Raw genomic sequence first — 26,764 nt, 5'->3', positions numbered from 1 at the left:
CTCACGCACGCTGCTGCCGACTAGGTTTCGACAGCCCTACACGCACTACTGAATAACGATTCAGCATCGACCTTATGGCGAGAAACACCCCTCTGTCTACCCCCATCAGGGGGACACGCGGGTAATTGTGAAAAACTTTCGCCGAACGAGGCGTGCACGACTCAGTGCGCGGGCGCTACCGTTCCGCGCGCGGGATAATCGGTCTCGGTGACGTACTCGAGACCATGAATGATGGCCTTCACGGGCATCCGACCGAAAGGCATGCTGGAAACAGTACTCCAGAACACGGTGTTGTCGGCGTCAAGGATGAACATGCCCGGCTCGCTAAACAGCTCCGGTTCGCCCTTCTTGAATCCGCTCGAGAGGAAGAGACCCCACTCGCGAGCCTGCTCTTCGCTCAACCCATAAGCAATCGGAAGCCGACTGAGTTCCCAATCCTCGATCGATATCGTGGCGCGCTTGAGGGTGTCCATGCTGATGGCCACGACGCGACCCACCCCGGCTTCATGCAGCGCATCCATGTTGTCGTCAAGTTCGCGAAGCTGCTTGCGGCACACCGGGCAGTGCAAGCCGCGGTAGAAAATGATGAGAGTGAAGCGCCCGTCAACGCCCGTGCCGAGCGCGAGATCCTCAATGGTGCCGCCTCGCGCGAGGGGCAGCGAAAGGGCAGGAGGCTGGGTGCGCGGCAGAATAGTCATCTTCTAGACCAACATAGTGGTGGGCCGCATTCATTCCGCCATGTCGTGAACGTCTATTTATTCGACGTCGTGGGTGTGCAGCGCCGAACTCACCGTCGTGCCGTTGAGTTCCAAATAGAGTTGCCCCTCCGTCACCGACAGGGTGACGGCGTTGCGTCGTTCGAGAGCGGCCACAGCATCCTCGATGAAACCGGGATCAAAGCTGCGGAAGACGATCTCGCTTGCGTTGTGGATCTTCTTGCCCGCCCAGGGAGCAGCAACCTTCACCGGGTCGCGGTGCGTGTAGATGGCGACCCTGTCGGCCAGCTTGCTGCCGTAGTGAAGTCGCGCAGCATCCGGTGCCCCGATTTCAATCCAGGCCGTAATCGTGCCGGTGAGATCGCGCACGAGCACCGCAGGTTCATCGGTCGACGAGACTCCCTCGCTAAACACGATGCCCTCTTCATACTCGAGGCAGTACGCGAGCACCCGAGTGATCATGTACAGATCGGTTTCAGAGGGATGCCGTGCCACGCGAAGCGTGAAGTCGTCGTAGACACCGCGATCCACATCTGCCAGTTGCACCGTGAAGGTGTGGATCGTTGCGCCAGTTGCCATAACGCCCGAGCCTAGCCTGTGGATGCGACGGCGCCAGCCAGCCTTTACGTTGCCGTGACGACGGCGTCGGCTCGGTCACGCGTCGTGCGGATGAGCACGGCATTGGGTTCGTCGACGTCGGCAACCCAGCGGGCCGCATCCGTCGCCGACCGCCCGTAGCGTCGGTGGCGAGCGATGAGCCTGTCTCGACGCAGATCATCGTCGATGTCGAGATACCAAACCTCGTCGAGTAGCGGTCGAATCGCACCCCAGCCGTCTTGGTCGTGGAGAAGATAGTTGCCTTCCGTCACAATCAACGGGGCATCACTGGGGAGAAAGATCGAGCCAGCAATTGAAGCATCGAGGTCGCGATCGAACCGCGGAGCAACGACAGTGTCGCCCACGCGCAGCCGGTGCAATGTCGAGGCGAAGCCCGCGGCATCGAAAGTGTCAGGGGCACCCTTGCGCGAACGAAGACCTAGTCGGTCAAGGTGTTCATTGGCGAAGTGGTAACCGTCCATCGGGAGGATGGGCGCCGCGAGTTGTTCAACGAAAGTGGATTTGCCCGCGCCCGGCGGCCCGACCATGCCGAGGAGAAAGGGCACGGTTGTGTCGCGCTGGGCAAGAACGCCAATTCGCGCGACAGCTTCGGCGACAGTGTAGGTCTCCACGAGGTCCCTTCACGCTGGCAAAAATGTGGTGGCGCTTAACGCAAGAAAACCCTTGAAAAATCAAGGGTTTTCTTCGCAGAGCGGAGACGGAGAGATTTGAACTCTCGGTACCCTTACGGGTACTCCACCTTAGCAGGGTGGTGCACTAGGCCGGACTATGCGACGTCTCCAGACGTACTCAGCAATCATAACCGCTCATGAGCGGAACGACGAACCGAGCCACAAATCGACTGATTTAGTAGTTGTTGGTTACCGAGCACGTGTAGTCAGCAGCGTTCTGACCACGGATGTCGAGCACGGGAAGATCTTCCTCAACCGGTGCTGCCGTAGCGCCGTCAGTTGGCTCTGGCGTGGCCTCGGCTTCGGGAGCGTTGGGGTCGAGGATCGCGCCAACACCGTCGCCGGCTTCTTCAAGGCTGAACGGTTGGTCGGCAGCGATGAATTCCATCATCTGGTTGCCCAGGTACTCGTTGGGCTGAACCTTGCCCGAGTACACGCCCGTTCCGCCAGTGCCGCCTGGGTACTGCACGAACTGAACGCGTTCGAGGGGAATGTCTTTCAGCGCGAGAGCGATCGACACCATGGTCGGAACATCCGCGAGACTGTTCGAGAGCTGCATGTTGGTGATGGCAGCATCGGCGAGGTTGTACAGCTTCTTGTAGTCGCTGAGAGTGTCTGAACTCTTGAGTGTGCGCACGAGCGAGGAGAGGTAGACCTGCTGCGAGCTGATGCGGGTCAAGTCACTACCGTCGCCAACGCCGTGACGTGAACGCAAGAATGCGAGAGCCTTCCAACCCTTGAGGTTGTACGTGCCCGCCTTGGGAAGATCGATCCCGGTGTACGGGTCGACGAGAGGCCCATCCACACAGACGTCAACGCCACCGATAGCGTTCGTCATCTCAATAACGCCGTCGAAGGTGATGATTCCGGCGAACTGGATATCGAGGCCGGTGAATTCAGAAAGTGTCAGAACTACGCACGGAAGGCCACCATACGAGAGCGCTGTATTGAGGGGCTCAGTTGAGTAGTACTTGTTGTAGTCGCCGTCGAGACTCGGGCACTCAGGGATGCCCATCACCATGTCGCGCGGGAAGCTAATGGCCACGGCAGACTGTCGGTCTTCGGCAACGTGCAAAATCATGTTGACGTCATTGAGTTCGCCAGAAGCGTCCTCAACTGTTCCGCCGATTCCGCCCTGATCTGCACGCGTGTCGCTACCCGCAATGAGAATGTTGAAGCCACCCTCAAAGCTGCCGATCTGAGGCGGTGGGCCTTCGGTCTCACCAATGAGCGCAACAGTGTCGCGCTGACCGTAAATGCTGTCGAAGGCAACGGCTCCTACGGCCGCGCCACTCACCAAAAGGACGGCGAGCGTTGCAGCAACGACCTTGGCAATCGAACCCCACGGTCCCGGTTTCTTCAACCGACCGTGACGTGCCAGGCCTTGCACTTCGGGCTTTTTCTTAGAGTCAGTGCGGTCGACAGAGCGCGAACGCAACTCTGAGCGCGGACGAAGTTCACTCATCGCACTCCCCTTTCTATTACCGGAAACAAAACATGACACGCAGAGCGGAGGGCGTGGGATTCGAACCCACGAGACATTTCTGCCCACCAGTTTTCAAGACTGGCTCCATCGGCCGCTCGGACAGCCCTCCTTGCGTGACGCAAGTTCAGAGTGTATCTGATGCCCGCAATGCGTACCTGAATGGCAGGCTAGAAGGCTCGAAATGGGGGTAGAGAGGTCTACTCGCGCAACCGAAGCGCCGCCCACACCTCAAGTCGCCCCTCGAATGACTCCAGATCGAGATTCAGGATGCTCGCCGCCTGGTCGATGCGCGAGCGCACCGTATGCCGGTGAACACCGAGCTTCGCCGCGGTCGCACCCCACGAACAATCGTTCGCAAACCAGGACAGCAACGTCTCCACGAGGGCAGCCCCCTGCTCAGCATCGAAATTGGTGAGCGGCGTGAGGACCCGGTGCGCCACCCGCTCAGCACCAGCAGACTGCAGCACCCCGAGCATCCCGGTGTCCGCAATTTCGGCGAAATCGGTGAGGCCAGCACGACCACCGCGGGAGTGGAGAGCACTGGATGCCTGCCCGAGCACTACGCTCAAGGCCGCGTAGTCGGTGGCCGCGGCACTGCCCGCTGCGAGATCGTGGTCGGTGATGAGTTGTTCCACCTCGCGCTGCACGTCGGTCTGTTCAACAGGCCCGCCAGCTGCCCGCTGAGCTGCAGCCTCGACGAGCACCACAATCACATCGCCACGGACAGCGAAGAAGGCACGACCGTCAGCGTCGAGGGCCAGTACATCGAGCGCATCGAGCACGAAATGGCTCTGGGTTTGCCGCGCAATCACCACGACGCTCAGCGGTTCCACCGGAAATGCTCCCCAGACTTCGCTCGCGATTGCCCGCGCTGCGCCAAGGTTGCCGGCAAGCACCAGTTCCAACAACGACGACCTCAGCTGCCCACGCGTGGCATCCAGAGTGCGGTTTTGTTCCAGAGCGAGCGTTGCCATCGCGATCACGCTCGTCACCAGTTCATTCTCGGCACGGTCAAGCGGCACTCCACGTCCGAGGGCGAGCGCTCCACGCAACTCTCCATTTTGGCCGAGGGTCTGGATCGTCACCTGACCCGAATCGAGAGTGAGAGCCGTGGATGACCGGCTGCCCTTGCGCAGCGCCCGCGCCACCTCATCCCGCACCGGCTGCGCAAAACGATCGCCAGATCGCTGCTGCCCCGGAACAGGAACCGGATGACCAGTCGCATCGAAGAGCCCCACCCAGCAGGAAAGCTGGCGCTCAAGCTCGATGAGGGTTGACCGCAGGCCCGTGGGCTTGAGGGCGGCATACGAGATCGCCTTGTGCGCGGCAATCGACCAGGCCATTCGACGGCTGCGCTCGGCCGCGATCTGGTCGGCCACCTCGCGGATGACCGCAATAAAAGGAACGCGATCCGGAACGTCGATGAGAGGGAAGCCAGCCCGCGCGCACGCTGCAGCAAGCCCGGTCGGCATTCCCTGATGCAGAAAGTGAGTCGCGAAGCCGAGCCCCACAAGACCGGCCTCGATGAGACGCGCCACATAAGAGTCGTAGTCGTAACGTTCAGCATCCGCACCAAAACCGAACTGCGCGCCATCGGTGAGCAAGACGTTGCCACGGCTGAGGAACGGCGTCGGGTCATCGAGATCGGAGCTGTGCACCCACGTAATAGGAGCGGTCATTCGCGACGCGAGCGCGGTGTTGGCGATCAGGCTTTCGCGGGACTGCGTAGGGGTGCCGGCCTCGAGCACACTGAGCCGCAGCGTGCGCTTCGTGAGCAGCCATTCAATCGTCGGGAGCATCCGGTTCTCCACTCATCGCCCTGTTGTCACATTATGTCGAACTATTGCCCCAACGGTATACATATTGGCAGCCACAGGCGATTGCGGGCGGACGATAGTGGAGACATCAGCTCCGTCATGAAAGGTGCCCTATGAACTCCGCGCCCGCAACACCCCAGCACAGCAACGCCGACACTGTCGCGCTCGACCGCGCCCACGTATTCCATTCCTGGTCAGCACAGGGCGCGCTCAAACCGCTCGTGCTCGAAGGCGGCCTCGGAAGCATGGTCTGGGACGACGAAGGAAACGAGTACCTCGACTTCTCGAGCCAACTCGTCAACATCAACATCGGCCACCAGCACCCGGCCGTCATCGCCGGCATCAAGGCACAAGCCGACATCATGGCCACCGTCGCCCCGGCACACGCCATCAACATCCGCGGTGAAGCAGCCCGCAAGATCACCGACCACGCACCCGAAGGCATGAACAAGGTCTTCTTCACCAACGGTGGAGCGGATGCCAACGAGAACGCCATGCGCATGGCCCGCCTGCACACTGGTCGCGACAAGATCATCTCGCGCTACCGCTCGTACCACGGCAACACCGGATCAGCCGTCGTCGCTACTGGCGACTGGCGCCGTATCCCCAACGAATACGCGCGCGCCCACGTGCACGTGTTTGGGCCCTACGAGTACCGCTCCGAATTCTGGTCGGACTCCCCCGAACAAGAATCCGAGCGCGCCCTGCACCACCTTGAGCGCACCATCCAAGCTGAGGGTGCAGAGTCAATCGCCGCGATCCTGCTCGAGAGCATCCCCGGTACTGCCGGCGTGCTGACCCCGCCGCCCGGCTACATGGCTGGCGTTCGCGCCATCGCCGACAAGTACGGCATCCTGCTGATCCTCGACGAGGTCATGGTTGGTTTCGGCCGCACCGGAAACTGGTTCGCGTTCGAAGCATTCGACGTCAAGCCCGACCTCATCACCTTCGCCAAGGGTGTCAACTCTGGCTACGTGCCCGTCGGTGGCGTCATCATCTCCGACGAGATCGCCGCAACCTTCGACGAGCGCGTCTTTCCCGGCGGCCTCACCTACTCGGGCCACCCGCTCGCTGCCGCCTCCATCGTCGCCTCCATCACCGCGATGGAAGAGGAAGGCATCATCGAGAATGCAGCCATGATCGGTCGCGAACACATTGGCCCCGGCCTTGCCGCTCTCGCCGAGAAGCACGACTGCATCGGCGATGTTCGTGGAAGCGGAGTCTTCTGGGCCCTCGAGCTCGTCGCGAATCGTGAGACCCGCGAACCGCTGAGCGCCGCAGACATGGGCAAGATCAAGGGCGCGCTCGTCAAGCGCGGGCTGCTGCCGTTTATCGCCGACAACCGCATCCACGTCGTACCGCCGGCCGTCGTGACTCCCGAGGAAGTTGCTCGGGCCATGGCGATCTACGACGAAGCGCTCAGCGAGCTCTAACAGAGTTCTGCGCCGAAGGGGTTCAGCGCAGAAAAGGGTGGTTTGGCCGGGCCCGGCGTTCGGGCTCGGGCTCGGCTAAACCGGCGCGTTACGCGTCGAACGCGGCAAGAATGAGCGCGGCACCGTCGTTGACATCACTCTCGGTGACCTCATTGGCCACCGCACGCACGTCATCCGGAGCCTGCCCCATCGCGACGCCGCGGCCGTGACGTGATGCCCATTCGAGCATGTCGATGTCGTTGCGACCATCGCCCATAGCGAGCACTCGCGTGCGCGGGATGCCAAGACGCGAACGCACATTTTCGAGCGCCGTCGACTTGTTGACCCCATCGGGCGCGATGTCGAGCCAGGCCGTCCAGCCGACGTTATAGCTGACCTTGTGAAGGCCCATCTTCTCGACAACCGAGAGGAAATCGTCGACCTGGTGCTGCGGAGAAATGACAACAACACGCGTGGCCTGCACCTTCACGAGCTCCTCGAAGGCCACATCTTCGCTGATGGCACCGAGGGCGCCATCGGGGAACTTGCCGTTGACGAAGAACTTGCCCGTCGCATCCTCGACCGCATAGTTCGCCGACCCCAAATGCTTCTTGATGCTCGTGAGCACCTCTTGGGGGTTGAACATCTCCACAAATTCGCGAGCGTAGCCGCCCTCGCCCAGCGGGTCGCGCTTGAGCGTGATCGCCCCGTTGGAGCAGACCACGTACTGCGGCTTCAGGCCCAACTTGTGCAGAATGGGCAGCGTCATGGCGACCGAACGACCGGTGGCCAACATGACTTCGTGGCCGGCATCCCGAACCTTCGCGACCGCCGCAATCACGGAGTCGTTCATCTCGCCCGACTCGAGCAGCACAGTGCCGTCGATGTCGAGTGCGATCATCCAGCGGTCATCCTGTGCTGCGGTTGTCACGCGATTGGCTCCAAAATCTCAAGGCCGCCCAGGTACGGGCGAAGTGCTTGCGGCACCACGACCGACCCGTCGGACTGTTGGTGGGTTTCAAGAATGGCAACCAGCCAGCGGGTGGTTGCAAGAGTTCCGTTGATGGTCGCTACCGGGGCAGTCTTGCCCGACTCGGTGCGATAGCGGGTGTCGAGACGGCGCGCCTGGTACGTCGTGCAGTTCGAGGTGGAAGTGAGTTCGCGATAGGTGCCCTGCGTGGGAACCCAGGCCTCGATGTCGTACTTGCGAGCAGCACTCGAACCGAGGTCGCCACCGGCAACATCAATCACGCGGTAGCTGAGCTCGCACGCCTGCAGCATCGACTCTTGGAACGACAGCAGCCGTTCGTGCTCGGCCTGAGCATTCTCGGGCAGCACGTAGCTGAACATCTCGAGCTTGTTGAACTGGTGCACGCGCAGAATGCCGCGGTTGTCTTTGCCCGCAGAACCGGCCTCGCGGCGGTAACAGGTTGACCAACCGGCGTAGCGCAGCGGGCCCTTCGACAGATCGAGGATCTCATCAGAGTGGTACCCGGCGAGCGCCACTTCACTCGTACCCGTGAGGTACAAGTCGTCGGCGGGCAGGTAGTAAATCTCGTCGGAGTGCTCACCCAAGAACCCGGTGCCGGCCATCATTTCTGGGCGCACCAGCGTTGGCGTGATGAGCGGGATGAAGTCGCCAGCGATAGCGCGATCGAGGGCCATGTTCATGAGGCCGATTTCGAGGCGCGCTCCAACACCCTTGAGGAAGTAGAACCGGCTGCCCGAAACCTTCACGCCACGGGGGATGTCGATGGCTCCCAGGATTTCGCCGAGATCGGCGTGGTCGCGGGGCTCAAAGTCGAAGGTTGCGGGAGTGCCCACTTCGCGCACGAGCTCCCAGTCATCCTCGCCACCGACAGGCACGCCTTCGACAGCGATGTTGCCGAGAGAACCGACGATGCGAGTGAACTCAGCCTCCGCCTCAGTCGAAACCACCTGAGCAGCCTTTACCCGAGCGGCCAGCTTCTGCGCCTCAGCGACGAGTGCCTTCTTCTCCTCGGATGGCGCCTGAGCCACCTTCTTGCCGAAGCTATTTTGCTCGGCCCGCAATGCCTCGAATTCGCCAATGCTGGCGCGACGCTTCTGGTCGGCGGCAATAGCGTCGTCGACCAACTGGACCGAAGCTCCGCGCGCGATTTGCGACTGCCGCACGGCTTCAGGGTTTTCTCTAAGAATTTGGGGGTCAATCACCCCTACAGCCTACCGATTCATGGCGTAGCGTTTATCTGTGCCCACCCCTCGAAACTCAAAACCTAAAGTTGCGGTTGTTTACAACCCCATCAAGGTCGATCTTGCGAAGCTCAAGAAGATGGTCACTGCTGCCGCAAAGGCAGCCGACTGGGCAGCGCCGATCTGGTTCTCTACGACCGTGAAGGATGCCGGCCAAAACGTCACTGGCAGCGCCATCCGACGGGGAGCCACTGTCGTCATCGCGGCAGGCGGCGATGGCACCGTGCGCGCTGTGGCCGAGGCCCTGGGCGGCAGCGGAGTCGCGATGGCTGTCGTCTCGGCAGGCACCGGCAACCTCCTCGCCCGCAACCTTGAGCTTCCGACGAACAGCATCCGCGACAGCATCGAACTGGCCTTCCACGGCGCCGACCACGCCATCGACCTCGGCATGGTCGAGATCGTGCGCGACAACAACGACCACGAAAAGCACGCTTTCTTGGTAATGGCCGGCCTCGGGCTCGACGCCAGGATGATCAAGAACACGAGCACGAAGCTGAAGAAAGCTGTCGGCTGGTTGGCGTATGTCGACGGCATTGCACGATCCATCCCCGAACTGAGGCCCGTAAAACTGCGGTACAGCGTGGATGGCGGCCCCAACCGCTCGCTCAGCGCCCACACCGTGATTATCGGCAACTGCGGATCGCTGCCCGGCGGGCTGCTTCTGCTGCCGGAAGCCCAACCCGACGACGGCATCCTCGACATGGCAGCCCTCGTGCCCCGCGGCCGCTTTGGTTGGCTCAACATTTGGAACAAGATCGCGTGGGAGAACGGTGTGCTGCGCAAGAGCGTCATCGGCCGCCGCATCATCGACCTCTCGAAAGACGTGCGCGACGTTCGCTACGCCAAGGGCAGTGACCTCAACATGATTGTCGACACTCCCGAAGAGTTCCAGCTCGACGGAGACGACTTCGGGCTCGCCAAGTCAGTGCACGCGTGGGTTGAACCCGGCGCCCTCATCATGCGGGTGCCGAAGGTGCACACCCGTGCCGAAGTGAGGGCGCACTCCAAAGCTCAATCGCAGGCGCGAACACACGCCCGCGCGACTGCCCGGACAACCGCACGCACGACCGCTCAAGCCAAAGCGCTCAGCAAGAAGGCTACGGCTCGCGAGTAGCCGAAGGCTCACGGGCGGTGATGGCCCGCAACCAATCACGCGCCTCCACAAAGACGTCGTTGCCATAGCGCGGCGTCACCGTTGTGGCGAGCTTGTCGGCCCGCGGGTAGCTGCCCAAGAAAATCACGTTCGGGCTGAAGCGCTTGAGACCGAGTAGGGCATCTGCCACTCGTTCATCGAGGATGTGCCCTTCAAGGTCGATGACAAAACGGTAGCGACCGAGCTCGTCACCAATCGGTCGCGACTCAATCAAACTCATGTTGACGCCGCGCGTCGCAAACTGCTCAAGCATTTCGAGCAAGCGACCAGGAGCGTTGTCGGGGAGTTCGACGATCACACTCGTCTTGTCAGCGCCGGTCGGCTCAGGCAGTTCGGTGTTCGACGAGACCAGCACAAAGCGCGTCACAGAATTCTGATTGTTGGCAATGTTCTCGGCGAGAACCTCGAGCGGGTAATGCTCGGTGATGCCGGGCGGGGCGACTGCGGCATCCGCAATGCTGTTTTCCAGCAACGATGCCGCGGCAGCAACATTAGAGCTCGCGGGAATGTAGCCGTGTTGCGGCAACTCTGCGTCGAGCCAGCGCCGAGTTTGCCCATAGGCGACCGGATGCGCGTTCACCGTCGTCACGTCGGCGAGCGTCGTGCCTGGTCTGGCCACGAGCACGAAATTCACGGGAACCAAGTATTCGCCCAAGATCCGCAGATTGGGGGTGGTGGTCAACGCATCCTGAGTCACACTGACGCCACCATCGATCGAGTTTTCGATCGCGATCATCGCGGCAGTGCTGCGGCCACTAGTGACATCGTCGAGAGCTTCGCCAACATTGTTGACGCCCTTCCAGTGGGCACCCACCGCTTCGGGAACCTGCTTAAGGGCGGCCTCCGTAAAGGTTCCGGCAGGCCCGAGGTAGCTGTAGCTCACAGTGTCGGGGTGCGGCGTCGAAGTCATGACACGAGTTTAGGGTGCCAGCGGCTAGCCATAGTTCGGTGCGGCAGGCAGCCCAAAGAACTCCTCCAGAGTTTGGATGCCCGTGCTGTGAAGTTCAGCGGCAAGTTCCTTGCCCACGTAGCGCATGTGCCATGGCTCGTACTCGTAACCGGTGATGTCGGTTTTTCCCTCGGGATAGCGGACAGTGAAGCCGTACTTCCACCCATTTGCCGCCAGCCATTGCCCCTGCGGAGTGTCACCAAAGCACTGATCGAGGGTGCAATTCGCAGGCAACGCGCTCACGTCAATCGAGAGACCGGTTTGGTGTTCGCTGTGTCCTGGTCGCGCGCTCGTGAGGTCAGCTGCCTCCTGACCGAGGCTAGATACCCATCCCGCGTACACGCTCTCTTGCGACCAGTAGCTGCGGTACGAGCTCTGCGACTGCATCTGGAGCCCGGTTTCGGCGTTGAACGCGGTGAACATCTCGACCACTGCGGCTGCGGCATCCGGCGTCAGATACGGCTCGTATGCATACGCGACATCGACGAACACGAGGTTTGGTTCGTAGGTTTGCGGGTTGAGCGGACGCAACTTGTTCGCGACGACCCAGAGGCTGGTCGCGTCGTCGTTGGAGAACTGAGCTTTGTCGAACGTGGGCGTGGGGGTAGGTGTCGGCGTCGGGGTGGGCGTGGGAGTCCGTGTCGGCGTGCGGGTTGCGGTCGCAACCGGCTCGGGACTGGGCTCAAGCGCGACAAACGAAGCCACAGCAGCGATAACGATCAGCACAAAGCCTGAGACGGCAATGATGATCAATCGGCGGCGTGACCCGCCGGATTTGGGGGGAGGAGAATCAGACACCCATCGATACTATTCCCATGCTTTGACGCGCCGCAGAACACATCCCCAGCAGAGACGCCGCGACTAGGCTTTGAGAATGGCCAGCGAAGTTATCCACGACCCTGCAATGCACCGGTACGAGTTGCTTGTCGATGGCGTGCAGGCCGGGCTCGCCGACTACCAACTGCGCGACGATCAGATCGTTTTTGTGCACACCGAGATTGATCCCAAATTTCGGGGCCGAGGTCGCGGCAGCGAACTAGCCCGCGGTGCCCTCAATCTGGTGCGTGCCGAAAGCGAAACCCGCGTAGTCGCGAAGTGCGAATTCATCGATAAGTTCATCACCGATCACCCCGAGTACCGCGACCTTCTCAGCCGCTAGTCGCTCTTTGCGGCCGGTCTTCTCGCCGCTGCCGTCAGCGGCGAGGGACGACTACCGGATGCCCACCGACGTCGTGCAAGTCGACGGCGAGACCGTACACGCGCTCTACCCGATCGGCGGTGAGCACTTCGCTGGGAGTGCCAATCGCGTCGAGAGTGCCGTGAGCAATAAGGGCGAGTCGATCGGAGTAGGCACCAGCGAGGCTCAGGTCGTGCAGCACGACCACGACGGCACGGCCATCGGCAGCTATCGAGCGAGCGACTCGCATGACGTCTTCTTGGTGGCGCAGGTCGAGGGCCGCGGTCGGCTCATCCAAGAACACGACAGGGGTGTGCTGAGCGAGAACCCGCGCGAGCGAGACGCGCGCCTTTTCGCCGCCGGAGAGCGTGGTGAACCGACGCTCCCCCAGATGGGCAACATCCGTCACGGCTAGCGCGTTATTGACGACGGCAACGTCGTCGCGGCTCTCGAGCGATCGCGACCAGGGACTGCGCCCCATGGCGACTACTTCAGACACTCGGAACGGAAAACTCACCGTGTTCTCTTGAGTGAGCACGGCACGCAGTCGGGCGAGCTCCGCATGTCGGATGCCGCCAAGGTCGCGCCCATCAATGGTCACGGTTCCGCTGTCTGGCTTGCGGTCGCCGCTCAAGACTGAGAGCAGCGTCGACTTTCCGGCGCCGTTGGGCCCGACGAGTGCGAGGACTTCGCCGGGGGCCACGTCGAGACTGACGTCGTCGAGGATGGCCCGAGAGTCGAGCCGAACGCTGACGTTGCGTGCACTAATCATGCCCAGCCTCCGCTCTGGCGGCGTTGGCGGAACAGGAGGTAGAAGAAGAAGGGGCCGCCGACGAGCGAGGTGAGGAGACCGATCGGCAGGTCACCGCCGGGCACGACAGAGCGGGCGAGCAGGTCGGAGAGCACGAGCAGCACTGCGCCGCCGACAGCGCTCGCGACGATGAGTGGGCGGTGCGCTGGCCCTATTGCCATGCGCATCGCGTGTGGCACAACAAGACCGACGAAGGCAATGATTCCAACAAACGCCACGGCCACACCGGTGAGTAGAGCGACGATCACGATCGACACGATGCGCAGGCGCTCAACGTTCACACCGAGGTGGCGAGCGTTGCGCTCCCCCAACGCGAGCAGGTCGAACGGGCGCGCGAGCACCACCGCGGCAACAAGGCCGATCGCAGTGACGAGAGCGACGATGAGCACTTCGCTCCAGCGCGAACCATTGAGCGAGCCCAGTTGCCAAAACACGATCTGCTCGCGACTGCCCGAGTCGGCGACGAACAGCAAGAACGCGAGGCCTGCGCCAGCGAAGGCGTTCACGGCGATACCGGTCAAGAGCAGCGTCACGACTTCGGTGCGACCGTTGGCCCGCGACACGAAGTAGACGAGCAGGGTCGCGAGCAGCCCGCCGACGAAAGCGAAGAGCGCGATCGCACTGTCACCGAGCGCGGCAACGCCCACCACGATCGCAATCGCGGCGCCCAGAGCGGCACCGGATGAGACTCCCACGACGCCAGGCTCCGCCAGCGGGTTGCCAAAGATGGCTTGCATCACGGCACCGGCAACGGCGAGTGCTGCGCCCACGACCATGGCCATCGCAATCCGAGGAAAACGCACCACCCAGAGCGTGGATTCCACAATCGAATCGGTGGGTGCCCAGGCGTTCTGGATGCCGAGCGAGCGCAGCAGAGACCCGCCAACTTCGGCGGCGCTCACGGGCAGTTGCCCGAGCACCGCCGACGCCACGATGCCGCCCAGCAGCAGCGCGGCAAGGGTGAGCGTGAGGGTCAGGCCGCGGAGAGTGGTGTTCACGGAACGCGCTGCAACCATTCTTCGGTGCCGAACTTTTCTGTCACGAGTTCTTCAGCACGAGCGATCTCGTCACTGGTCAATTCGCTTGCGGTGAGACCGTGCAGGCCGCGGAAAGTGGCAACCATGGCGTCAATGATGTCGGCGCGTTCCATACCGGTTTGACTGCGCAGCGGGTCGACGCGCTTGGCCGCCGATTTGGTGCCCTTGTCGCTCATTTTTTCGCGACCGATGCGCAGCACCTGCACCATCTTCTCGCCATCCATGTCGTAGCTCATCGTCACGTGGTGCAGCACGGCACCCGCGCCAAGGCGCTTCTGGGCTGCTCCGCCGATCTTGCCGGTCGGGCTCGCGATGTCGTTGAGGGGTTGGTAGCTGGCGTCAATGCCGAGTGACTTGAGGGCGATGATGACCCACTCGTCGAGGAAGGCATAGGAGTCGGCGAAGGTCATGCCCTGCACGAGTTCGACCGGCGCGTAGATCGAGTAGGTGATGACGGTGCCGGCTTCCATAAACATGGCGCCACCACCCGAGATGCGACGAACAACCTCGAAGCCGAATTTCTTCGCGTTCTCAAGGTCAACTTCGTTGCGCAGAGACTGAAAGCTGCCGATGACAACGGCGGGCTTGTTCCACTCCCAGATGCGCAGAGTGGGTTGGCGGCGACCGGACGCGACCTCTTCGGAGAGCACCTGATCCATCGCCATTTGCATGCGCGGTTCAAGAGGCGGCCCGGTGACGATCTGCCAGTCGTAGTCTTTCCACGTTGTGGCACGTTGCAGTGCACGACGGATGGCCGTGGCGACCGACTCGGCAGAGAAGCCGAGCATCACGGTGCCCTCGGGCAGCGACTGCTGAATCGCGGCCGTGATCGTCTTCGCGTCAGAGTTGGCGGGGAGCCCGTTGATGGCGGCGTTGATGTCTTCGAGAGCGTCATCCGGCTCGAGGAAGAAGTCGCCGGCGAGCCGGAAGTTGGTGATGGCGTCGTCGACAACGTCGAGATCGACCACTACGAGTTTTCCGCCGGGCACCTTGAATTCGCCGTGCATCACTCACCCCTGTCTAGTTGTACTGAATCCAGCCTACTGGGCAGTGTCAGCGTGCGGAATTGACCAGTCGAGCGGCGGCACGAACTCACCATGACCGTGCTCGATCATGCGGGCTCGCAATCGCTGAAAAGCCTCGTCGAGAGCGGCGGCACCCGGGTCACGGTTGATGCCCGTGTGGCTGTATTCATACACATTCCACGACGGCCAGACGTGCAAGTGCGCGTGCGGCACCCGGTAACCCTCGAACATGAGACCGACCCGGTCGGCATCCCACTCGTCACGCTGGGCGAGACCAATAAGCCGCCCGACACGGAAAATATGCATCGCGAGATCTTCGTCGAGCTCGCTCCACCGATCGACCTCGAGGCGCGGGATCACGAGCACATGACCTGGCTTGCGGGGCTCGATCGTGAGAATGGCAAAGACACGGTCATCCGCCCAGATAAAGCGCCCGGGCGAGCGGCCGTTCAGAATCTCAGTGAAAATTGATGCCATTTATTTGGGTTCGGTCGCCTCGGGGTGGGCTGGCGCCGGAGGCGTCGCATCAGGATGCACGGGCTTGAGCCGAGCATCGAGCCACACCACGAGGTCGGTGATGACGTCGTCTTTGTTGGTCTCGTTGAAGATTTCGTGGCGGGCACCCGGATACACGATGGCCTCAACGTCAGTGAGCTTGGAGCGCACCACGTAGTCTGCGGCGAGCGCCTCAATGCTTGCTTCGCCACCGAGCGAATCTTCGTCGCCGATCATGATGAGAATCGGGATGTCGCGAGCGAAGTGCTTTGCTGGGCGCCCCATCAGTCGCAAACCATCAACGGGACCGAAGAGTTTGAGGGCATCCGCATAGAAGGTCAGCGGGTCGTGAACGAAGTCTTCGGCGATCTGCGGATCCCGGCTGAGCCATTCGTAGCCGGTGGTGCCGAGGTCTTTGTGCTTGGCGTTGAGGTTGCCGCTGTTCATGTGGGCGAAGGTGCGGTGGGCGGTGCCGGTAAGGACCGCTACTTCATATTCCGTGGAATGGTGGTTGAGCACGTCTTGCACCATGAGCGAGCCCCACGAGTGGCCGAGGAGCGCCAGAGGGAGGTCGGGGTTGTCGGCCCGAATAATCTTCGTGAGGTCGCGGATGTTTTCGGTCGCCGCCCGCAGGCCGCCCTTGCCGAGTTTGCCCAGTTTGCTGGCGTCGCCCGCGTTTTGGTCGAGACCGGTTGCACCGTGCCCACGGTGGTCGTCGGCATACACCGTGTAGCCGGCAGCGACGAGCGCTTGGGCGAGGTATTCGTAGCGGCGGGCGTGGTCGCCGAGGCCGTGCGTGAGCTGAAGCACCGCATGGGCTTTGGGCGACTGCCACACGTAATAGTGAATCGTCACTCCATGGGCATCCGTGTAGGAGTGATCAGTTCGTGGCACTGTGAACTTGGGCATTGGGCCTCCTTGCTGCACCCATTCTACGGCGGTGAAGTTCGAAGCAATATGGGTAAAGTCGGCCAGATTCCCATTTAGTTAGCAAGACTAATTTGCTAAACTAACGAAAGTGCCAGACAAACTAGACGACGAGCTTCGAATCACCCTCATGCGTATCGCTCGTCGCATCCGCCAGCAGCGTCACGACGACACCCTCAGCGACAGCCAACTCTCCGTTCTCTACGTGCTGACTCACCACGGCGGCAGCACCCTCGCCGCCCTCGCCGAACATGAACACGTCACCCCGCCCTCGATGAACCGCACCGTCAACTGCCTCAGCGACGAAGGCCTGATCACCCGCTCCAGCTCGCCAGACGACGGCCGCAAAGTGCTCATTGAAGCCACGGATGCCGGAGTCGAGTTGGTAGACAAGACCCGTCAACGCCGCGCAGCCTGGTTCGCCGCAGAGCTCGAGGGGCTCAGCCCCGAGGAGCATGCCGCCCTGCACGCCGCCATTCCCGTTCTACTGAAGTTGGCCAATTCGTGAGCGCAATGTTCCGCTCGCTTCGCCTCTTCAACTATCGCCTCTGGATCATCGGTGCTGTCGTCTCCAACACCGGCGCCTGGATGCAACGCACCGCCCAAGACTGGATCGTGCTCACCGACCTGACCGATTATGACGCCGCCGCTCTCGGCTTCACCATGGCGCTGCAGTTCGGCCCCATGCTGCTGCTGATGCCGCTCACGGGAATCATCGCCGACCGCTTCGACCGCCGCACGGTGCTGCTGTGGACCCAGTTCAGCCAGTTTGCTCTTGCTCTCGGGCTCGGCATCCTCGTGATCTCGGGTCACGTGCAGTTGTGGCAGGTCTACGTCTTCGCACTCCTGCTCGGAGTCGCGACCGCGATCGACGCTCCGGCCCGCCAAGCGTTTGTCTCAGAACTCGTGAGCGACAAAGACCTACCCAACGCGGTGGCGCTCAACTCAATGTCGTTCCAGACCGCTCGCCTCATCGGGCCCGCCGTCGCGGGCGTGCTCGTCGCCGCGATCGGCGCCGGGCCGGTCTTCATCGTGAACGCGGCATCCTTCGCCGGCGTGCTGGCATCGCTCTGGTTCATGCGGCGCGGGCAACTCTTTCCGGTGGCCAAGCTCGGGCGAGCGAAAGGTCAGATTCGCGATGGGCTGCGCTACGTTCGCGGTCGACCTGACATCCTGATCGTGCTCGTCATGGTCTTTCTCGTCGGAACCTTCGGCTTCAACTTCCCGGTCTTCATCGCGACCATGGCCACGGGAGTCTTCGGCAAGGGAGCGGCCGAATTCGGCCTGCTCTCATCGATGATGGCGGTCGGTGCCGTCGTCGGCTCCCTGCTCGCTGCCCGCCGCGAGCGCGCGCGCTTTGGGGTGGTCATCGTGGGTTCTGCCTTCTTCGGGCTCGCCTGTCTCCTCGCCGCCTTCGCCCCCAGCTATTGGACGTTCGGCGCCGCCCTCACCATCATTGGCGTTTTCTCGCTCACCATGATGACGACCGCCAACGCCTACGTGCAGACCTCAACCACGCCCATCATGCGCGGTAGGGTCATGGCGCTCTATCTCGCGATCTTCGCGGGCGGCACACCGATCGGCGCCCCCATCGTCGGCTGGGCAGCCAACGAACTCGGACCCCGCTGGGCACTCGGTATCGGCGCTCTCTCCGGTTTGCTTGCCGCTGCTGCCGCCATCATCTGGCTCGTCTACAGTCGCGGGATGCGCGTGGGCCGCGTGCCCGAAAGCCGCTTCCGTCTGCGCTTGCGCTTCCCACCCGAGCCCACGCCCGATGAAGAGCGTGAGCTCGCGACGCAAGAGATCGCGATCGTGGAAACCACGACCCGACGCACCAGTTAGGCCTCGCGGGTAATCTCCACACTCACGAACAGCTTTGAGCCGAAGGGGCCCGCATAGACACCACGGAGCGGCGGCACGTCGTTGTAGTCGCGGCCGCGACCCACGAGCACGTGCCGGTCACCGATGTCGATGAGGTTGGTGGGGTCGTAGCCACGCCACTGCCCGTTGCAGAACCATTCGATCCACGCGTGGGATTCCCCGACGACCGTTTCACCAATTGCAGCATCCGGTTTCGGGTGCAGATAACCAGACACATAGCGGGCAGGAACGCCAACGGAACGCAGCGCGCCCAAAGCGAGATGCGCGATGTCTTGGCAGACACCCTTGCCTCCAGTCCAGGCCTCTGTCGCCGTCGTCGCTACCCCAGTGACACCGCTCATGTACTGAATCGCGTTACCGATGGCCATCGAAATTTCGAGGGCACCAGCACACGCATCATCTGACTTTGCTGCGATGTCTTTCGCGAGCGCAATGACTTCTGCCGGAGGTTCGGTGCGCAACGTCTGGCTCAAGTTCTCGACAGCTTCCATCGAGAGCTCAGCCGTGGCTGCCATCTCCGCCCAGCCAATGGACTCGGATTCGTGGGTGCGCTCGTGAACCTCGACCAGACTCGTCGCAGTGAGCGACAACTCCTTGTGACCCGTCAGCACCTCGAACGAGGCAACGCGGGTTCCCCAATAGTCGACGTAGTTGCTCTGGCTCGAGAGCGGCAAGATATCCAAGTTGGAGAACAACACGAGTTGACCCTCAACACTGGCAGGAAGCATCCGCGCCTCGTTATAAGAGGCCGTGACTTCTCCGCCGTAGCTAAACCCTGTGGAGTGCACGATCCTGAGACGCTTCATGAGATCTCTCCAACCCACTCGGGAGCAGCATTCGTGGGGAAGTAGCGCTGACGCACTGCCTCCGAAGCCGCACTCGTTGCTGCCTGCACACGATCCATGTGGTGCGGCAGGTCATCCAAAATTTCGGCAATCGGTCGATATTCGAGCTCACTGCGGATCTTGCCCAACAGTCGCTGAGCATCGTCGCCGACCCCCACCCGGTTCATGCGGCGCGGCTCAAGCTCACGCATGCAATCCTCTGCCCGCGACACCGAGAACAGGATGCTGCGCGGGAATAACCGGTCAAGCAGCAAGAATTCGGCCGCATTGCTCGCACTCGGCACACCGCGGTAGGTGCGTAAGTAGGGCTCGTAGGCGCCACACGAACGAAGGATGGTCGTCCACGACGGACCACTGGCCTCTGTGAGACTGCGGGTGGCCAGCAGTCGCGCCGTCATGTCTGCGCGCTCGAGGCTGCGACCGAGCGTGAAGAACTGCCACGCTTCGTCCCGACTCGTCGCGGACTCGATGATTCCCACGGCAAGAGCGGAGCGTTCGCGAACCCAGGCGAAAAAGTCACTGACTTTGTCTCCGGAAATGCGGCGCGGCATCCGAGCCTGAGTCGTGTTGAGGCACTCCCACAGTTCGGTCGACACGATCTCGCGAGCACGACGAGCGTTCTCGCGGGCGGCGCCGAGCGAATACGCAATCGAGGCGGGCTCGGTGCGATCAACGGCGAGGATCGACAGCACATCGCCGCGGGTGAGTACAGCATCGGCCGGAGCCTCGCTGCCCATCACGCTCAAGAGTGCGCGGCAGGCATCGTCTTCTTCAATCCACGGGTCTTCGAGCAACAGCTGAAGGTGAACGTCGAGGATGCGGGCGGTTCCGTCGGCACGCTCAATGTAGCGTCCGATCCAGAACAGTGATTCTGCAATGCGGCTCAGCATGATTGACCTTCCTCGGTGTCGTCACTCTGCTGTTGCTGCTCTTCTTGGCGTTGACGCTGAGTGAGCGATCGCGTGCTGTCCTGATCTTCAACATGGTCAGCGTGCCCAGATGCTTCGAGAAGCATCTCGGGAGTGATGATCGTGATTGCCTCGGTGTCTGCCTGGCGCTCCACGAGACCCTGGAGCGTACTCTCGGACTCCTGGACTTTCTCACGACCCACAACCCAGGTGTCTTTCGAGCCACCACCCTGCGAGCTGTTGACCACCAGTTGGCCTTCCGGCAAGGCGACGCGAGTGAGGCCACCCGGCAACACCCAGACATCGTTTCCGTCGTTGACCGCGAAGGGGCGAAGGTCGGCGTGACGCGGGCGCATACCGTCGTCCACGACCGTCGGAATCGTCGACAGTTGCACGACAGGCTGCGCAATCCAGCCCCGGGGATCCTTGAGGAGCTGTTTCTTGAGCGTCTCCAGTTCAGCCTTGGATGCCGCCGGGCCAATCACGAGACCCTTTCCGCCTGAGCCATCAACGGGCTTGATCACGAGCTCATCAAGACGGTCGAGCACTTCTTCGAGTGCTCCCGGATCTTCGAGCCGCCACGTATCAACGTTCGGGATGATCGACTTCTCGCCGAGGTAGTACTCGGTGAGATCGGGCAAGTAGGTATAGACGAGCTTGTCGTCGGCCACACCGTTTCCGACCGCGTTGGCGATCGTGACGTTTCCGAGGCGAGCAGCGAGCATCATGCCCGGGCTGCCCAACATCGAGTCCGCGCGGAACTGCAGCGGGTCGAGGAACTCGTCGTCAACCCGGCGATAGATCACGTCGACGCGGGTGGGACCGGCGGTGGTGCGCATCCAGACCCGACCACCAGAACAAAAGAGGTCACGACCTTCTACGAGCTCGACGCCCATGAGGCGGGCGAGCAGCGTGTGCTCGAAGTACGCGGAGTTGTAGACACCCGGAGTGAGCACAACGACGTTGGGTTCATCTACGCCGCCGGGCGCACTGGCGCGCAGAGCCTGCAGCAGCTTGTGCGGGTAGTCGCCGACGGGGCGAACCCTCATCGAGACGAAAAGTTCAGGCAGCGTCTGCGCCATCACTCGACGGTTCGAGATCACGTAGCTCACACCGCTGGGCACGCGCACGTTGTCTTCAAGAACGCGCCACGCACCGACCTCGTCGCGGATGAGGTCGATACCGCTGACCTGAATACGCACGCCATTAGCCGGCTCAATACCGGCCGCCTGCCGATGGAAATGGCTGGATGAGGTGATCATCCGGGCAGGAATCACACCATCTTTGATGGCATTCTGTGGCCCGTAGATGTCGGCCAGGAATGCTTCGAGCGCTCGAACGCGCTGCTTAACCCCCGACTCGACCTGTTTCCACTCGGAGAGATCAATAACTCTGGGAACAGCATCCAGAGGAAAGGGTCTCTCTTCGCCAGCAAAGTCGAAGGTAACGCCCTGGGCGAGGTAGCTGTCGGCGAGTGCTTCAGTACGTCCGCGCAGCTCTTCCTGCGTCATTTGCGCCAGCGCGTCATGAATCTCGCGGTAGGGGCGACGTATCTCGCTATCGGCAGAGAACATCTCATCCCACGCGGCTGGTCCGGTGCGTTTGGAGGCGCTTGATGTGTATCCGTCAAACAAATCTGCCATGTACAGACCCTAGGCCGATTGTGTAATTTCCGCTCGCTAGTGCGTTGATTCAGCCGAAATGTCTTGCACAATTTACAGTTAAGTAATGGCTGCCAACCTCCCCACAATTCTTGTTCTCCCCGGCGGAGGGTATTCGCGACTCGCACCCCACGAAGGCGAGCCCGTTGCTGCCTGGTTGCGATCGATTGGCTGGAATGCCCGCGTCGTTGAGTACCCCGTCAGCACGAAGCATCCAGCCCCTTTGCTGGCAATTCAGTCTGAAATTGCGAAAGAACGTGCGCTAGGGGCCCCGTTGGTGGGTGTTTTGGGGTTCTCGGCTGGCGGCCATTTGGCCGGCCACGCCGCCGTCGCGCCCGTCGCTAAGCCAGAAGAGCGCCCCGATTTTGCAGTGCTCGGCTACCCCGTTGTCAGCATGATGACGCCAACGCACGCCGGGTCACGCGAAGAACTCATTGGGCTGGATGCCAATGACTATCTTCGCGAAGACACCTCCCTTGAGTTGCTGGTGACGCCCGCCACTCCCCCGATGTTTATCTGGCACACCGCCGCTGACGAGCCCGTTCCAGTCGCAGAGCACTCCTACCCACTCGCTGCGGCATTGGCAGCGGCCGGAGTACGCCACGAACTGCACGTCTTCGCCGACGGCAAGCACGGCTTGGGCCTAGCCGAAGGCACGCCAGCCGAAGCGTGGCAGGCGCTCTGCGAGATCTGGTTGAGCTCGCTTCGCTAACAGCCGCTCGCGCGCACCGACTGCTTGGTCATCCCGTTAGCGACGGAGGCTGAAGGCTTCCGCTTTGTTTGTGGGGCCGGAAACAAGAATGGTGTCGTCGGCGGCGATCAGAGTGTCCTGGTCGGTGTAAGTCCACGCTCCGCCCTGCGGGCGCACCGCGGTAATCGTCACGCCCGCAGTGGCACGCACGCGGGATTCGCCCAGAGTCTTGCCCACAATGCTGGCTGGCGGAGCCATCTTCACGAGCGAAAACCCGTCGCCGATCTCGAGGTAGTCCTGCATCGAACCCCGCACAAGATGAGCGACCCGGCGACCCATCTCCTTTTCGGGATAGATCACGTGGCTCACGCCGAGCTGCTCCAAAATCGTGCCGTGCGCGTCGCTCACCGCTTTCGCCCACACGTGGGCAACGTTGAACCGCAAGAGCAGTGAGGTCGTGAGGATGCTCGCCTGAATGTCACTACCGATCGCGACAACCACGCGGTCGAACTCGGGCACGGCCAGCTGCTGCAGCACCTCTTCGCGCGTGGAGTCAGCCGCAACAACATGGGTGAGCTGGCCGTTGAGTTCTTGCACGATCGACTCATCAAGATCGACTCCGAGCACTTCGGTGCCGTTGGCCATGAGCTCCAGTGCGAGAGCGCGACCGAAACGGCCAAGCCCGATCACCGCCACCGAATCTGCCGCAGCCACGGTAGAGGCATCCGAACCAGAAAACATGCGCAACTTAGCCAATGATCGGCCTTTCTTTGGGAAGTTCATACAGGACAGCGCGCTCACGCAGAGCGAGCGCGGTAGCAAAACCAATCGGGCCAAGACGGCCCACAAACATGAGCACCGCAAGAATCAGTTGCGCCGCCACTGGCAGCTCCGGCGTAATGCCCTCCGACAGGCCCACCGTTCCGAAGGCCGACACCGTCTCGAACAGCACGGGGCCCAGCGGCAGCCCCGAGAGCAGCATGATGGCGATGGTGGATGTCGCGACGACGCCCACCGAGAGCAAGACCACCGCGATCGCTTGGCGGTGCACCGCGCGCGACAGTCGCTTGCCGAAAACGTTCACGACGCCGTCTCCGCGCACCTCCGCGAGGAGGATGAAGAACAGCACCGCAAACGTCGTGACCTTGATGCCGCCGGCAGTGCCGGCGGGGCCGCCTCCGATGAACATGAGCGCGGTCATCCCGAACTGGGTCGCTTCGCTCATGGCGCCGATATCGATGCTGTTGAAGCCGGCGGTGCGGGTTTGCACGGATTGGAAGAAGCCGGCCAGAAGCTTGGTGTGCCAGTCGAGCGGGCCGAGGGTGGCGGGGTTGTTCCACTCGATGAGCGTGATGTAGGCGGCACCCGCGACAAGCAGCAGCGGTGTCGCGGCAACGACGATGCGCGTGTTCATGCTCCACTTGAGGCGGTTGCCGCCAAAGCGCAGCAGTTGAATGATCACCGGGAAGCCGAGGCCGCCCAGGATGATTTCGGCACACAGTGTGAGCGAGACCACCGGGTCGTCAACGAACGACATCATGTTGTCGCTGAAGAGCGCGAAGCCGGCGTTGTTGAACGACGAGACTGCGTGGAAGACCGCAAGCCACGCCGCCTCTCCCACACTGTAGCCGTAGCGAAGCAGGAACCAGAAGAACAGGATGAGCGCACCGGCGCCCTCGATGATCAACGAAATCTTGAGCACGCCGAGAACCAGTGACCGCACGTCACCAAAACCAACATTCTTGGTCTCTGCCGCGGCTGTAATCCGAGAGCGCAGCGAGAGGCGGCGAACCACCGCAATGCCGATGATGGAGGCGAAGGTCATAACTCCGAAGCCGCCCACCTGGATGAGCACCATGATGACGACTTGGCCGAAGCCCGTCCAGTAAGTAGAGGTATCGACGATCACGTGGCCGGTCACACACATCGCTGATACGGCAGTGAAGAACGCCTCAACGAGAGTGGCGCCGCCGGGACCGGTACGCGAAATAGGTAGCGCCAGCAGGGCGGTGCCCGCTGCGATACCGATCAAAAACCCGAGAAGGGTGAGCTGCGCTGGGTGAACCAGTTTTCGCTTATTACCCGTCCCGCGAAGGATGTTGTGCACCGGCATACAGTACGCCTGTTTGGGGCCAAACGTAACGACTTCTCATTCGCTATTCTTAACATCAACCACCGCAACGACCGGAGACCTCGCCGTGCCCGACACCCCGGACGACCGGACTCGGGGCGACCGCACCCCCACCGATCGAGCGCAGGCCGAAGCCGACGAACTCCACGCACCCCTCCGACGGCCGTGGTATTTCCCGCGCTGGCGCCGACGCCTTCGGGCGCGGCTGCCCATGAACAGCGACATTGAGATAACCCGCACCGTTGTGGGGATGCCGGAGATGATCCGCATCCGGCCCCGCCATCTTGCGCTCGCTGCCCTCGGTGGCGGTCTCGGTGCTGCAGTGCGGTTCATCATTGCGCAGACCACCCCGATTTGGGAGACCCTGTCGCTCGGCACCGTCGTCGTCAACATCGCCGGCCCGTTCCTGCTCGGGCTGCTGCTGCAAACCCTGGCCGAACGTCAGGAATCGAGACGGATGCGCGTCATCCGCCTGCTCACCGCCGTCGGCTTCTTGGGAGCCCTCACGAGCTATGCGCAGCTCGCGGTTGACATCGTGATCGTCTCGGAACACCACCACGTGCTGCTCGCTGTTGCCTATGGCAGCGCAACCCTCATCGCCGGAGCGGGAGCGGTCTGGCTTGGCGTCTTCACGTCGAAGAGCTGGTACCGCATTGTGCGCCAACACGAACGGTTGGTCCGATGATCATCGGGGCGCTTTTCATCACAGTCGCGGGCGGACTCGGTGCCGCTCTTCGACTGGCAGTGAACGCGTTCGTGCACCGCCGCATCCGCACCAACTATCCGGTGGCGATGTCGATCATCAACATCAGCGGATCGTTCCTGTTCGGCCTGATTACTGGCATGACGGCCGGCCACTTCGTGCCCGAAGAACTCGGTCTCTATGCCGGGGTCGGGATGGTCGGAGGCTTCACCGCGTTCAGCACGACGAGCTTTCAGACCCTGCGCCTGCTGCAAGAAAACCGGGTGTGGCTCGCGATCGCGAACTCCTTCGGCATGCTTGCCGTTGCCGTACTGATGGCGGCACTCGGGCTCATGCTGGGTCGGGCACTCTGACCCGACCGTCCGCTCGGTCCCCACGGCGCGCTTAGGCGCTGATCGGCTCCAACACGAAGACCGGAATATCGCGCTCGGTCTTGGCCTGGTAGTCCGCATAGTCGGGGTACGCCGCGACCGAACGCTCCCACCAGAGCGCCTTCTCGTCACCGGTCACTTCGCGGGCCATAAAGTCGCCCTTGACACCCACATCGTGCAGCTCCACGTGCGGCTGAGCGACGATGTTGTGGTACCAGACCGGATGCTTCGGCGCCCCACCCAGCGAGGCAACAACGGCATAGTGACCATCGTGTTCCACTCGCATGAGCGCGGTCTTGCGCAGCTTGCCGGATTTGGCGCCCACCGTGGTCAACACAATGATTGGCATCCCGCGCATGAGGTTGCCCTCATGGCCGTTACTGTTCTCAAAAACGTCGGCCTGATTGCGGGCCCACTCTGACGTGCTGGGTTCGTACTCTCCTGTAAGCGGCATGGCTCCACGTTACCCGCCGAGCCTGAGCCTGTTACTCAGAGATAGGTAGTTTCTACTCACGCGCCCGAGCATGGCCGAGGAGTTTACTTGGCGCATGATCACTTCACAGCGCGCGCTGAAAAGCGCCATCGCCATCTCCCTCGCGGCAGGGCTCTCCGTCTCCCTCTCCGGTTGCTTCGGCAACCCGCTCGAGGACTTCACCGACAACCTCATCGAGAACACCGTTGAGAACGCGATTGAGGGCGCCACCGGTGTCGACGTGGATGTCGATGGCGACGGCACGGGAGGCTCGTTGCCGAAGTCGTGGCCTGCAGAAGTGCCAGCGCCAGACGGCGACATCCTCTTCTCGCTCGGCATCGATGATGGCTACAGCGCCACCATCAACGTGGGCGATGAAGCGGGCGCTCAAGCTGGCTACGACACGCTCATCTCCAGCGGCTTTGAAATGGTGTCCGAGATCTCTCTCGGCGACGAGGGATTCCTCTACGGTCTGCAAAACGACAACTGGATCATTCAATATTCCTGGGGAACCACCGAAGAAGACGGCACGATCGTGAACATGATCGTGTCTGCAAACGAAGGGTAACGACCCG

The 26,764-nt window shown here is 62.0% G+C and carries 29 protein-coding genes and 2 tRNA genes; 9 read left to right on the top strand and 22 right to left on the bottom strand.

Annotation, left to right across the window (positions count from 1 at the left end):
• Nucleotides 1–161 precede the first annotated feature (161 nt).
• The 7 genes from ACWFSR_RS01035 to ACWFSR_RS01005 all read right to left on the bottom strand — a co-directional run bounded on the left by ACWFSR_RS01035 (nucleotide 162) and on the right by ACWFSR_RS01005 (nucleotide 5,290).
• Nucleotides 162–698 (bottom strand): redoxin domain-containing protein, encoded by a 537-nt coding sequence (locus tag ACWFSR_RS01035; RefSeq protein WP_447522848.1) that lies wholly within the window; start codon nucleotides 696–698, stop codon nucleotides 162–164.
• A gap of 57 nt (nucleotides 699–755) precedes the next feature.
• The gene (locus tag ACWFSR_RS01030; protein WP_197107060.1) at nucleotides 756–1,295 is read right to left on the bottom strand and encodes a YaeQ family protein; all 540 of its coding nucleotides are present in this window, start codon (nucleotides 1,293–1,295) and stop codon (nucleotides 756–758) included.
• A gap of 44 nt (nucleotides 1,296–1,339) precedes the next feature.
• Nucleotides 1,340–1,945: a nucleoside/nucleotide kinase family protein gene (locus ACWFSR_RS01025; RefSeq protein WP_447522847.1), complete on the bottom strand. Its 606-nt coding sequence runs from the start codon at nucleotides 1,943–1,945 to the stop codon at nucleotides 1,340–1,342.
• A gap of 81 nt (nucleotides 1,946–2,026) precedes the next feature.
• Nucleotides 2,027–2,115, bottom strand: a tRNA-Ser gene (locus ACWFSR_RS01020).
• A 65-nt stretch (nucleotides 2,116–2,180) separates the two neighbouring features.
• Nucleotides 2,181–3,470, bottom strand: a complete 1,290-nt coding sequence (locus tag ACWFSR_RS01015) for an LCP family protein (protein WP_447522846.1) — start codon at nucleotides 3,468–3,470, stop codon at nucleotides 2,181–2,183.
• A gap of 45 nt (nucleotides 3,471–3,515) precedes the next feature.
• Nucleotides 3,516–3,600, bottom strand: a tRNA-Ser gene (locus ACWFSR_RS01010).
• A gap of 88 nt (nucleotides 3,601–3,688) precedes the next feature.
• Entirely contained in the window at nucleotides 3,689–5,290 is a 1,602-nt protein-coding gene (locus ACWFSR_RS01005; protein ID WP_447522845.1) for a PucR family transcriptional regulator, read from the bottom strand.
• A gap of 131 nt (nucleotides 5,291–5,421) precedes the next feature.
• Here ACWFSR_RS01005 and ACWFSR_RS01000 point away from each other — a divergent pair, with 131 nt between their 5' ends.
• On the top strand, nucleotides 5,422–6,741 hold the full coding sequence (locus ACWFSR_RS01000; protein ID WP_447522844.1) for an aminotransferase class III-fold pyridoxal phosphate-dependent enzyme: 1,320 nt from the start codon (nucleotides 5,422–5,424) through the stop codon (nucleotides 6,739–6,741).
• Between the two features lie 88 nt (nucleotides 6,742–6,829).
• Here ACWFSR_RS01000 and ACWFSR_RS00995 read toward each other — a convergent pair whose 3' ends face one another.
• Together ACWFSR_RS00995 and serS are read right to left on the bottom strand one after the other, a co-directional pair.
• Nucleotides 6,830–7,651, bottom strand: a complete 822-nt coding sequence (locus ACWFSR_RS00995; RefSeq protein ID WP_307783729.1) for an HAD family hydrolase — start codon at nucleotides 7,649–7,651, stop codon at nucleotides 6,830–6,832.
• Nucleotides 7,648–8,913 carry a serine--tRNA ligase gene (gene serS / locus ACWFSR_RS00990; RefSeq protein ID WP_197107055.1) on the bottom strand — a complete coding sequence of 422 codons (1,266 nt, stop codon included), beginning with the start codon at nucleotides 8,911–8,913 and terminating at the stop codon, nucleotides 7,648–7,650. The genes ACWFSR_RS00995 and serS overlap by 4 nt, the downstream gene beginning before the upstream one ends.
• Before the next feature lie 37 nt (nucleotides 8,914–8,950).
• On the opposite strand from serS, the gene ACWFSR_RS00985 reads away from it, so the two are divergent.
• Entirely contained in the window at nucleotides 8,951–10,066 is a 1,116-nt protein-coding gene (locus ACWFSR_RS00985) for a diacylglycerol/lipid kinase family protein (protein WP_197107054.1), read from the top strand.
• Here ACWFSR_RS00985 and pheA read toward each other — a convergent pair.
• Together pheA and ACWFSR_RS00975 are read right to left on the bottom strand one after the other, a co-directional pair.
• Nucleotides 10,050–11,015, bottom strand: a complete 966-nt coding sequence (gene pheA, locus ACWFSR_RS00980; RefSeq protein ID WP_447522843.1) for a prephenate dehydratase — start codon at nucleotides 11,013–11,015, stop codon at nucleotides 10,050–10,052. The genes ACWFSR_RS00985 and pheA overlap by 17 nt on opposite strands.
• A gap of 24 nt (nucleotides 11,016–11,039) precedes the next feature.
• Entirely contained in the window at nucleotides 11,040–11,852 is an 813-nt protein-coding gene (locus tag ACWFSR_RS00975; protein WP_447522842.1) for a M15 family metallopeptidase, read from the bottom strand.
• Nucleotides 11,853–11,928: 76 nt separating this feature from the next.
• Here ACWFSR_RS00975 and ACWFSR_RS00970 point away from each other — a divergent pair, with 76 nt between their 5' ends.
• Entirely contained in the window at nucleotides 11,929–12,213 is a 285-nt protein-coding gene (locus ACWFSR_RS00970) for a GNAT family N-acetyltransferase (protein ID WP_197107051.1), read from the top strand.
• Nucleotides 12,214–12,247: 34 nt separating this feature from the next.
• On the opposite strand, the gene ACWFSR_RS00965 is transcribed toward ACWFSR_RS00970, so the two are convergent.
• From ACWFSR_RS00965 to ACWFSR_RS00945, 5 genes are read right to left on the bottom strand one after another with little or no spacing between them, the layout of a single operon-like run.
• Nucleotides 12,248–13,003 carry a heme ABC transporter ATP-binding protein gene (locus ACWFSR_RS00965; protein ID WP_447522841.1) on the bottom strand — a complete coding sequence of 252 codons (756 nt, stop codon included), beginning with the start codon at nucleotides 13,001–13,003 and terminating at the stop codon, nucleotides 12,248–12,250.
• Entirely contained in the window at nucleotides 13,000–14,058 is a 1,059-nt protein-coding gene (locus ACWFSR_RS00960) for a FecCD family ABC transporter permease (protein WP_197107049.1), read from the bottom strand. Before ACWFSR_RS00960 ends, ACWFSR_RS00965 begins: the two co-directional genes overlap by 4 nt.
• The gene (locus tag ACWFSR_RS00955; protein WP_447523459.1) at nucleotides 14,037–15,086 is read right to left on the bottom strand and encodes a lipoate--protein ligase family protein; all 1,050 of its coding nucleotides are present in this window, start codon (nucleotides 15,084–15,086) and stop codon (nucleotides 14,037–14,039) included. The genes ACWFSR_RS00960 and ACWFSR_RS00955 overlap by 22 nt, the downstream gene beginning before the upstream one ends.
• Nucleotides 15,087–15,119: 33 nt before the next feature.
• Entirely contained in the window at nucleotides 15,120–15,581 is a 462-nt protein-coding gene (locus ACWFSR_RS00950) for an HIT family protein (RefSeq protein ID WP_197107048.1), read from the bottom strand.
• On the bottom strand, nucleotides 15,582–16,508 hold the full coding sequence (locus ACWFSR_RS00945) for an alpha/beta hydrolase (protein WP_197107047.1): 927 nt from the start codon (nucleotides 16,506–16,508) through the stop codon (nucleotides 15,582–15,584).
• A gap of 109 nt (nucleotides 16,509–16,617) precedes the next feature.
• Between ACWFSR_RS00945 and ACWFSR_RS00940 the strand changes: the two genes are divergently transcribed.
• The gene (locus ACWFSR_RS00940) at nucleotides 16,618–17,034 is read left to right on the top strand and encodes a MarR family winged helix-turn-helix transcriptional regulator (RefSeq protein WP_197107046.1); all 417 of its coding nucleotides are present in this window, start codon (nucleotides 16,618–16,620) and stop codon (nucleotides 17,032–17,034) included.
• Nucleotides 17,031–18,368: an MFS transporter gene (locus ACWFSR_RS00935; protein ID WP_197121894.1), complete on the top strand. Its 1,338-nt coding sequence runs from the start codon at nucleotides 17,031–17,033 to the stop codon at nucleotides 18,366–18,368. Before ACWFSR_RS00940 ends, ACWFSR_RS00935 begins: the two co-directional genes overlap by 4 nt.
• On the opposite strand, the gene ACWFSR_RS00930 is transcribed toward ACWFSR_RS00935, so the two are convergent.
• The 3 genes from ACWFSR_RS00930 to ACWFSR_RS00920 are packed head-to-tail and all read right to left on the bottom strand — an operon-like array spanning nucleotide 18,365 to nucleotide 21,803.
• Nucleotides 18,365–19,213 carry a transglutaminase family protein gene (locus tag ACWFSR_RS00930; RefSeq protein WP_197109069.1) on the bottom strand — a complete coding sequence of 283 codons (849 nt, stop codon included), beginning with the start codon at nucleotides 19,211–19,213 and terminating at the stop codon, nucleotides 18,365–18,367. The genes ACWFSR_RS00935 and ACWFSR_RS00930 overlap by 4 nt on opposite strands.
• Nucleotides 19,210–20,142 (bottom strand): alpha-E domain-containing protein, encoded by a 933-nt coding sequence (locus tag ACWFSR_RS00925; RefSeq protein WP_197107043.1) that lies wholly within the window; start codon nucleotides 20,140–20,142, stop codon nucleotides 19,210–19,212. Before ACWFSR_RS00925 ends, ACWFSR_RS00930 begins: the two co-directional genes overlap by 4 nt.
• Nucleotides 20,136–21,803 (bottom strand): circularly permuted type 2 ATP-grasp protein, encoded by a 1,668-nt coding sequence (locus ACWFSR_RS00920; RefSeq protein ID WP_197107042.1) that lies wholly within the window; start codon nucleotides 21,801–21,803, stop codon nucleotides 20,136–20,138. Before ACWFSR_RS00920 ends, ACWFSR_RS00925 begins: the two co-directional genes overlap by 7 nt.
• An 85-nt stretch (nucleotides 21,804–21,888) precedes the next feature.
• On the opposite strand from ACWFSR_RS00920, the gene ACWFSR_RS00915 reads away from it, so the two are divergent.
• The gene (locus tag ACWFSR_RS00915) at nucleotides 21,889–22,533 is read left to right on the top strand and encodes an alpha/beta hydrolase (protein ID WP_447522840.1); all 645 of its coding nucleotides are present in this window, start codon (nucleotides 21,889–21,891) and stop codon (nucleotides 22,531–22,533) included.
• A 36-nt stretch (nucleotides 22,534–22,569) separates the two neighbouring features.
• Here ACWFSR_RS00915 and ACWFSR_RS00910 read toward each other — a convergent pair whose 3' ends face one another.
• Both ACWFSR_RS00910 and ACWFSR_RS00905 read right to left on the bottom strand, forming a co-directional pair.
• Complete coding sequence (locus tag ACWFSR_RS00910) at nucleotides 22,570–23,268, bottom strand: potassium channel family protein (protein ID WP_231599606.1); 699 nt, start codon at nucleotides 23,266–23,268, stop codon at nucleotides 22,570–22,572.
• Nucleotides 23,261–24,619, bottom strand: a complete 1,359-nt coding sequence (locus tag ACWFSR_RS00905) for a TrkH family potassium uptake protein (protein WP_197107040.1) — start codon at nucleotides 24,617–24,619, stop codon at nucleotides 23,261–23,263. Before ACWFSR_RS00905 ends, ACWFSR_RS00910 begins: the two co-directional genes overlap by 8 nt.
• 91 nt (nucleotides 24,620–24,710) lie before the next feature.
• Between ACWFSR_RS00905 and ACWFSR_RS00900 the strand changes: the two genes are divergently transcribed.
• Both ACWFSR_RS00900 and ACWFSR_RS00895 read left to right on the top strand, forming a co-directional pair.
• Nucleotides 24,711–25,328: a fluoride efflux transporter FluC gene (locus tag ACWFSR_RS00900; RefSeq protein ID WP_447522839.1), complete on the top strand. Its 618-nt coding sequence runs from the start codon at nucleotides 24,711–24,713 to the stop codon at nucleotides 25,326–25,328.
• On the top strand, nucleotides 25,325–25,699 hold the full coding sequence (locus tag ACWFSR_RS00895; protein ID WP_197107038.1) for a fluoride efflux transporter FluC: 375 nt from the start codon (nucleotides 25,325–25,327) through the stop codon (nucleotides 25,697–25,699). The genes ACWFSR_RS00900 and ACWFSR_RS00895 overlap by 4 nt, the downstream gene beginning before the upstream one ends.
• A gap of 31 nt (nucleotides 25,700–25,730) precedes the next feature.
• On the opposite strand, the gene ACWFSR_RS00890 is transcribed toward ACWFSR_RS00895, so the two are convergent.
• Nucleotides 25,731–26,171 carry a nitroreductase family deazaflavin-dependent oxidoreductase gene (locus tag ACWFSR_RS00890; RefSeq protein WP_447522838.1) on the bottom strand — a complete coding sequence of 147 codons (441 nt, stop codon included), beginning with the start codon at nucleotides 26,169–26,171 and terminating at the stop codon, nucleotides 25,731–25,733.
• Between the two features lie 94 nt (nucleotides 26,172–26,265).
• Here ACWFSR_RS00890 and ACWFSR_RS00885 point away from each other — a divergent pair, with 94 nt between their 5' ends.
• Nucleotides 26,266–26,757, top strand: coding sequence for a hypothetical protein (locus ACWFSR_RS00885; RefSeq protein WP_197109072.1), 492 nt, complete (start codon nucleotides 26,266–26,268; stop codon nucleotides 26,755–26,757).
• The last annotated feature ends 7 nt before the right edge of the window (nucleotides 26,758–26,764 follow it).

The organism is Salinibacterium sp. NYA9b, from assembly GCF_976973725.1.
The sequence above is the reverse complement of the archived record's forward strand: the minus strand, read 5'-3'. Positions and strand labels throughout refer to the sequence as shown.

Excerpts from the sequence above, each read along its gene's own strand:
- ACWFSR_RS00920 (WP_197107042.1), bottom strand. The coding sequence starts at position 21,803 with ATGGCAGATTTGTTTGACGGATACACATCAAGCGCCTCCAAACGCACC.
- pheA (WP_447522843.1), bottom strand. The coding sequence starts at position 11,015 with ATGACTTCGACGCCGCACCCCGACACTGTGAGCTACAGCTACCTCGGG.
- ACWFSR_RS00945 (WP_197107047.1), bottom strand. The coding sequence starts at position 16,508 with ATGCCCAAGTTCACAGTGCCACGAACTGATCACTCCTACACGGATGCC.
- ACWFSR_RS00950 (WP_197107048.1), bottom strand. The coding sequence starts at position 15,581 with ATGGCATCAATTTTCACTGAGATTCTGAACGGCCGCTCGCCCGGGCGC.
- ACWFSR_RS01030 (WP_197107060.1), bottom strand. The coding sequence starts at position 1,295 with ATGGCAACTGGCGCAACGATCCACACCTTCACGGTGCAACTGGCAGAT.
- ACWFSR_RS00890 (WP_447522838.1), bottom strand. The coding sequence starts at position 26,171 with ATGCCGCTTACAGGAGAGTACGAACCCAGCACGTCAGAGTGGGCCCGC.
- ACWFSR_RS01035 (WP_447522848.1), bottom strand. The coding sequence starts at position 698 with ATGACTATTCTGCCGCGCACCCAGCCTCCTGCCCTTTCGCTGCCCCTC.
- ACWFSR_RS01000 (WP_447522844.1), top strand. The coding sequence starts at position 5,422 with ATGAACTCCGCGCCCGCAACACCCCAGCACAGCAACGCCGACACTGTC.
- ACWFSR_RS00925 (WP_197107043.1), bottom strand. The coding sequence starts at position 20,142 with ATGCTGAGCCGCATTGCAGAATCACTGTTCTGGATCGGACGCTACATT.
- ACWFSR_RS00970 (WP_197107051.1), top strand. The coding sequence starts at position 11,929 with ATGGCCAGCGAAGTTATCCACGACCCTGCAATGCACCGGTACGAGTTG.
- ACWFSR_RS00965 (WP_447522841.1), bottom strand. The coding sequence starts at position 13,003 with ATGATTAGTGCACGCAACGTCAGCGTTCGGCTCGACTCTCGGGCCATC.
- ACWFSR_RS00955 (WP_447523459.1), bottom strand. The coding sequence starts at position 15,086 with ATGCACGGCGAATTCAAGGTGCCCGGCGGAAAACTCGTAGTGGTCGAT.
- ACWFSR_RS00960 (WP_197107049.1), bottom strand. The coding sequence starts at position 14,058 with ATGGTTGCAGCGCGTTCCGTGAACACCACTCTCCGCGGCCTGACCCTC.
- ACWFSR_RS01015 (WP_447522846.1), bottom strand. The coding sequence starts at position 3,470 with ATGAGTGAACTTCGTCCGCGCTCAGAGTTGCGTTCGCGCTCTGTCGAC.
- ACWFSR_RS00915 (WP_447522840.1), top strand. The coding sequence starts at position 21,889 with ATGGCTGCCAACCTCCCCACAATTCTTGTTCTCCCCGGCGGAGGGTAT.
- ACWFSR_RS00885 (WP_197109072.1), top strand. The coding sequence starts at position 26,266 with ATGATCACTTCACAGCGCGCGCTGAAAAGCGCCATCGCCATCTCCCTC.
- ACWFSR_RS00930 (WP_197109069.1), bottom strand. The coding sequence starts at position 19,213 with ATGAAGCGTCTCAGGATCGTGCACTCCACAGGGTTTAGCTACGGCGGA.
- ACWFSR_RS00895 (WP_197107038.1), top strand. The coding sequence starts at position 25,325 with ATGATCATCGGGGCGCTTTTCATCACAGTCGCGGGCGGACTCGGTGCC.
- ACWFSR_RS01005 (WP_447522845.1), bottom strand. The coding sequence starts at position 5,290 with ATGCTCCCGACGATTGAATGGCTGCTCACGAAGCGCACGCTGCGGCTC.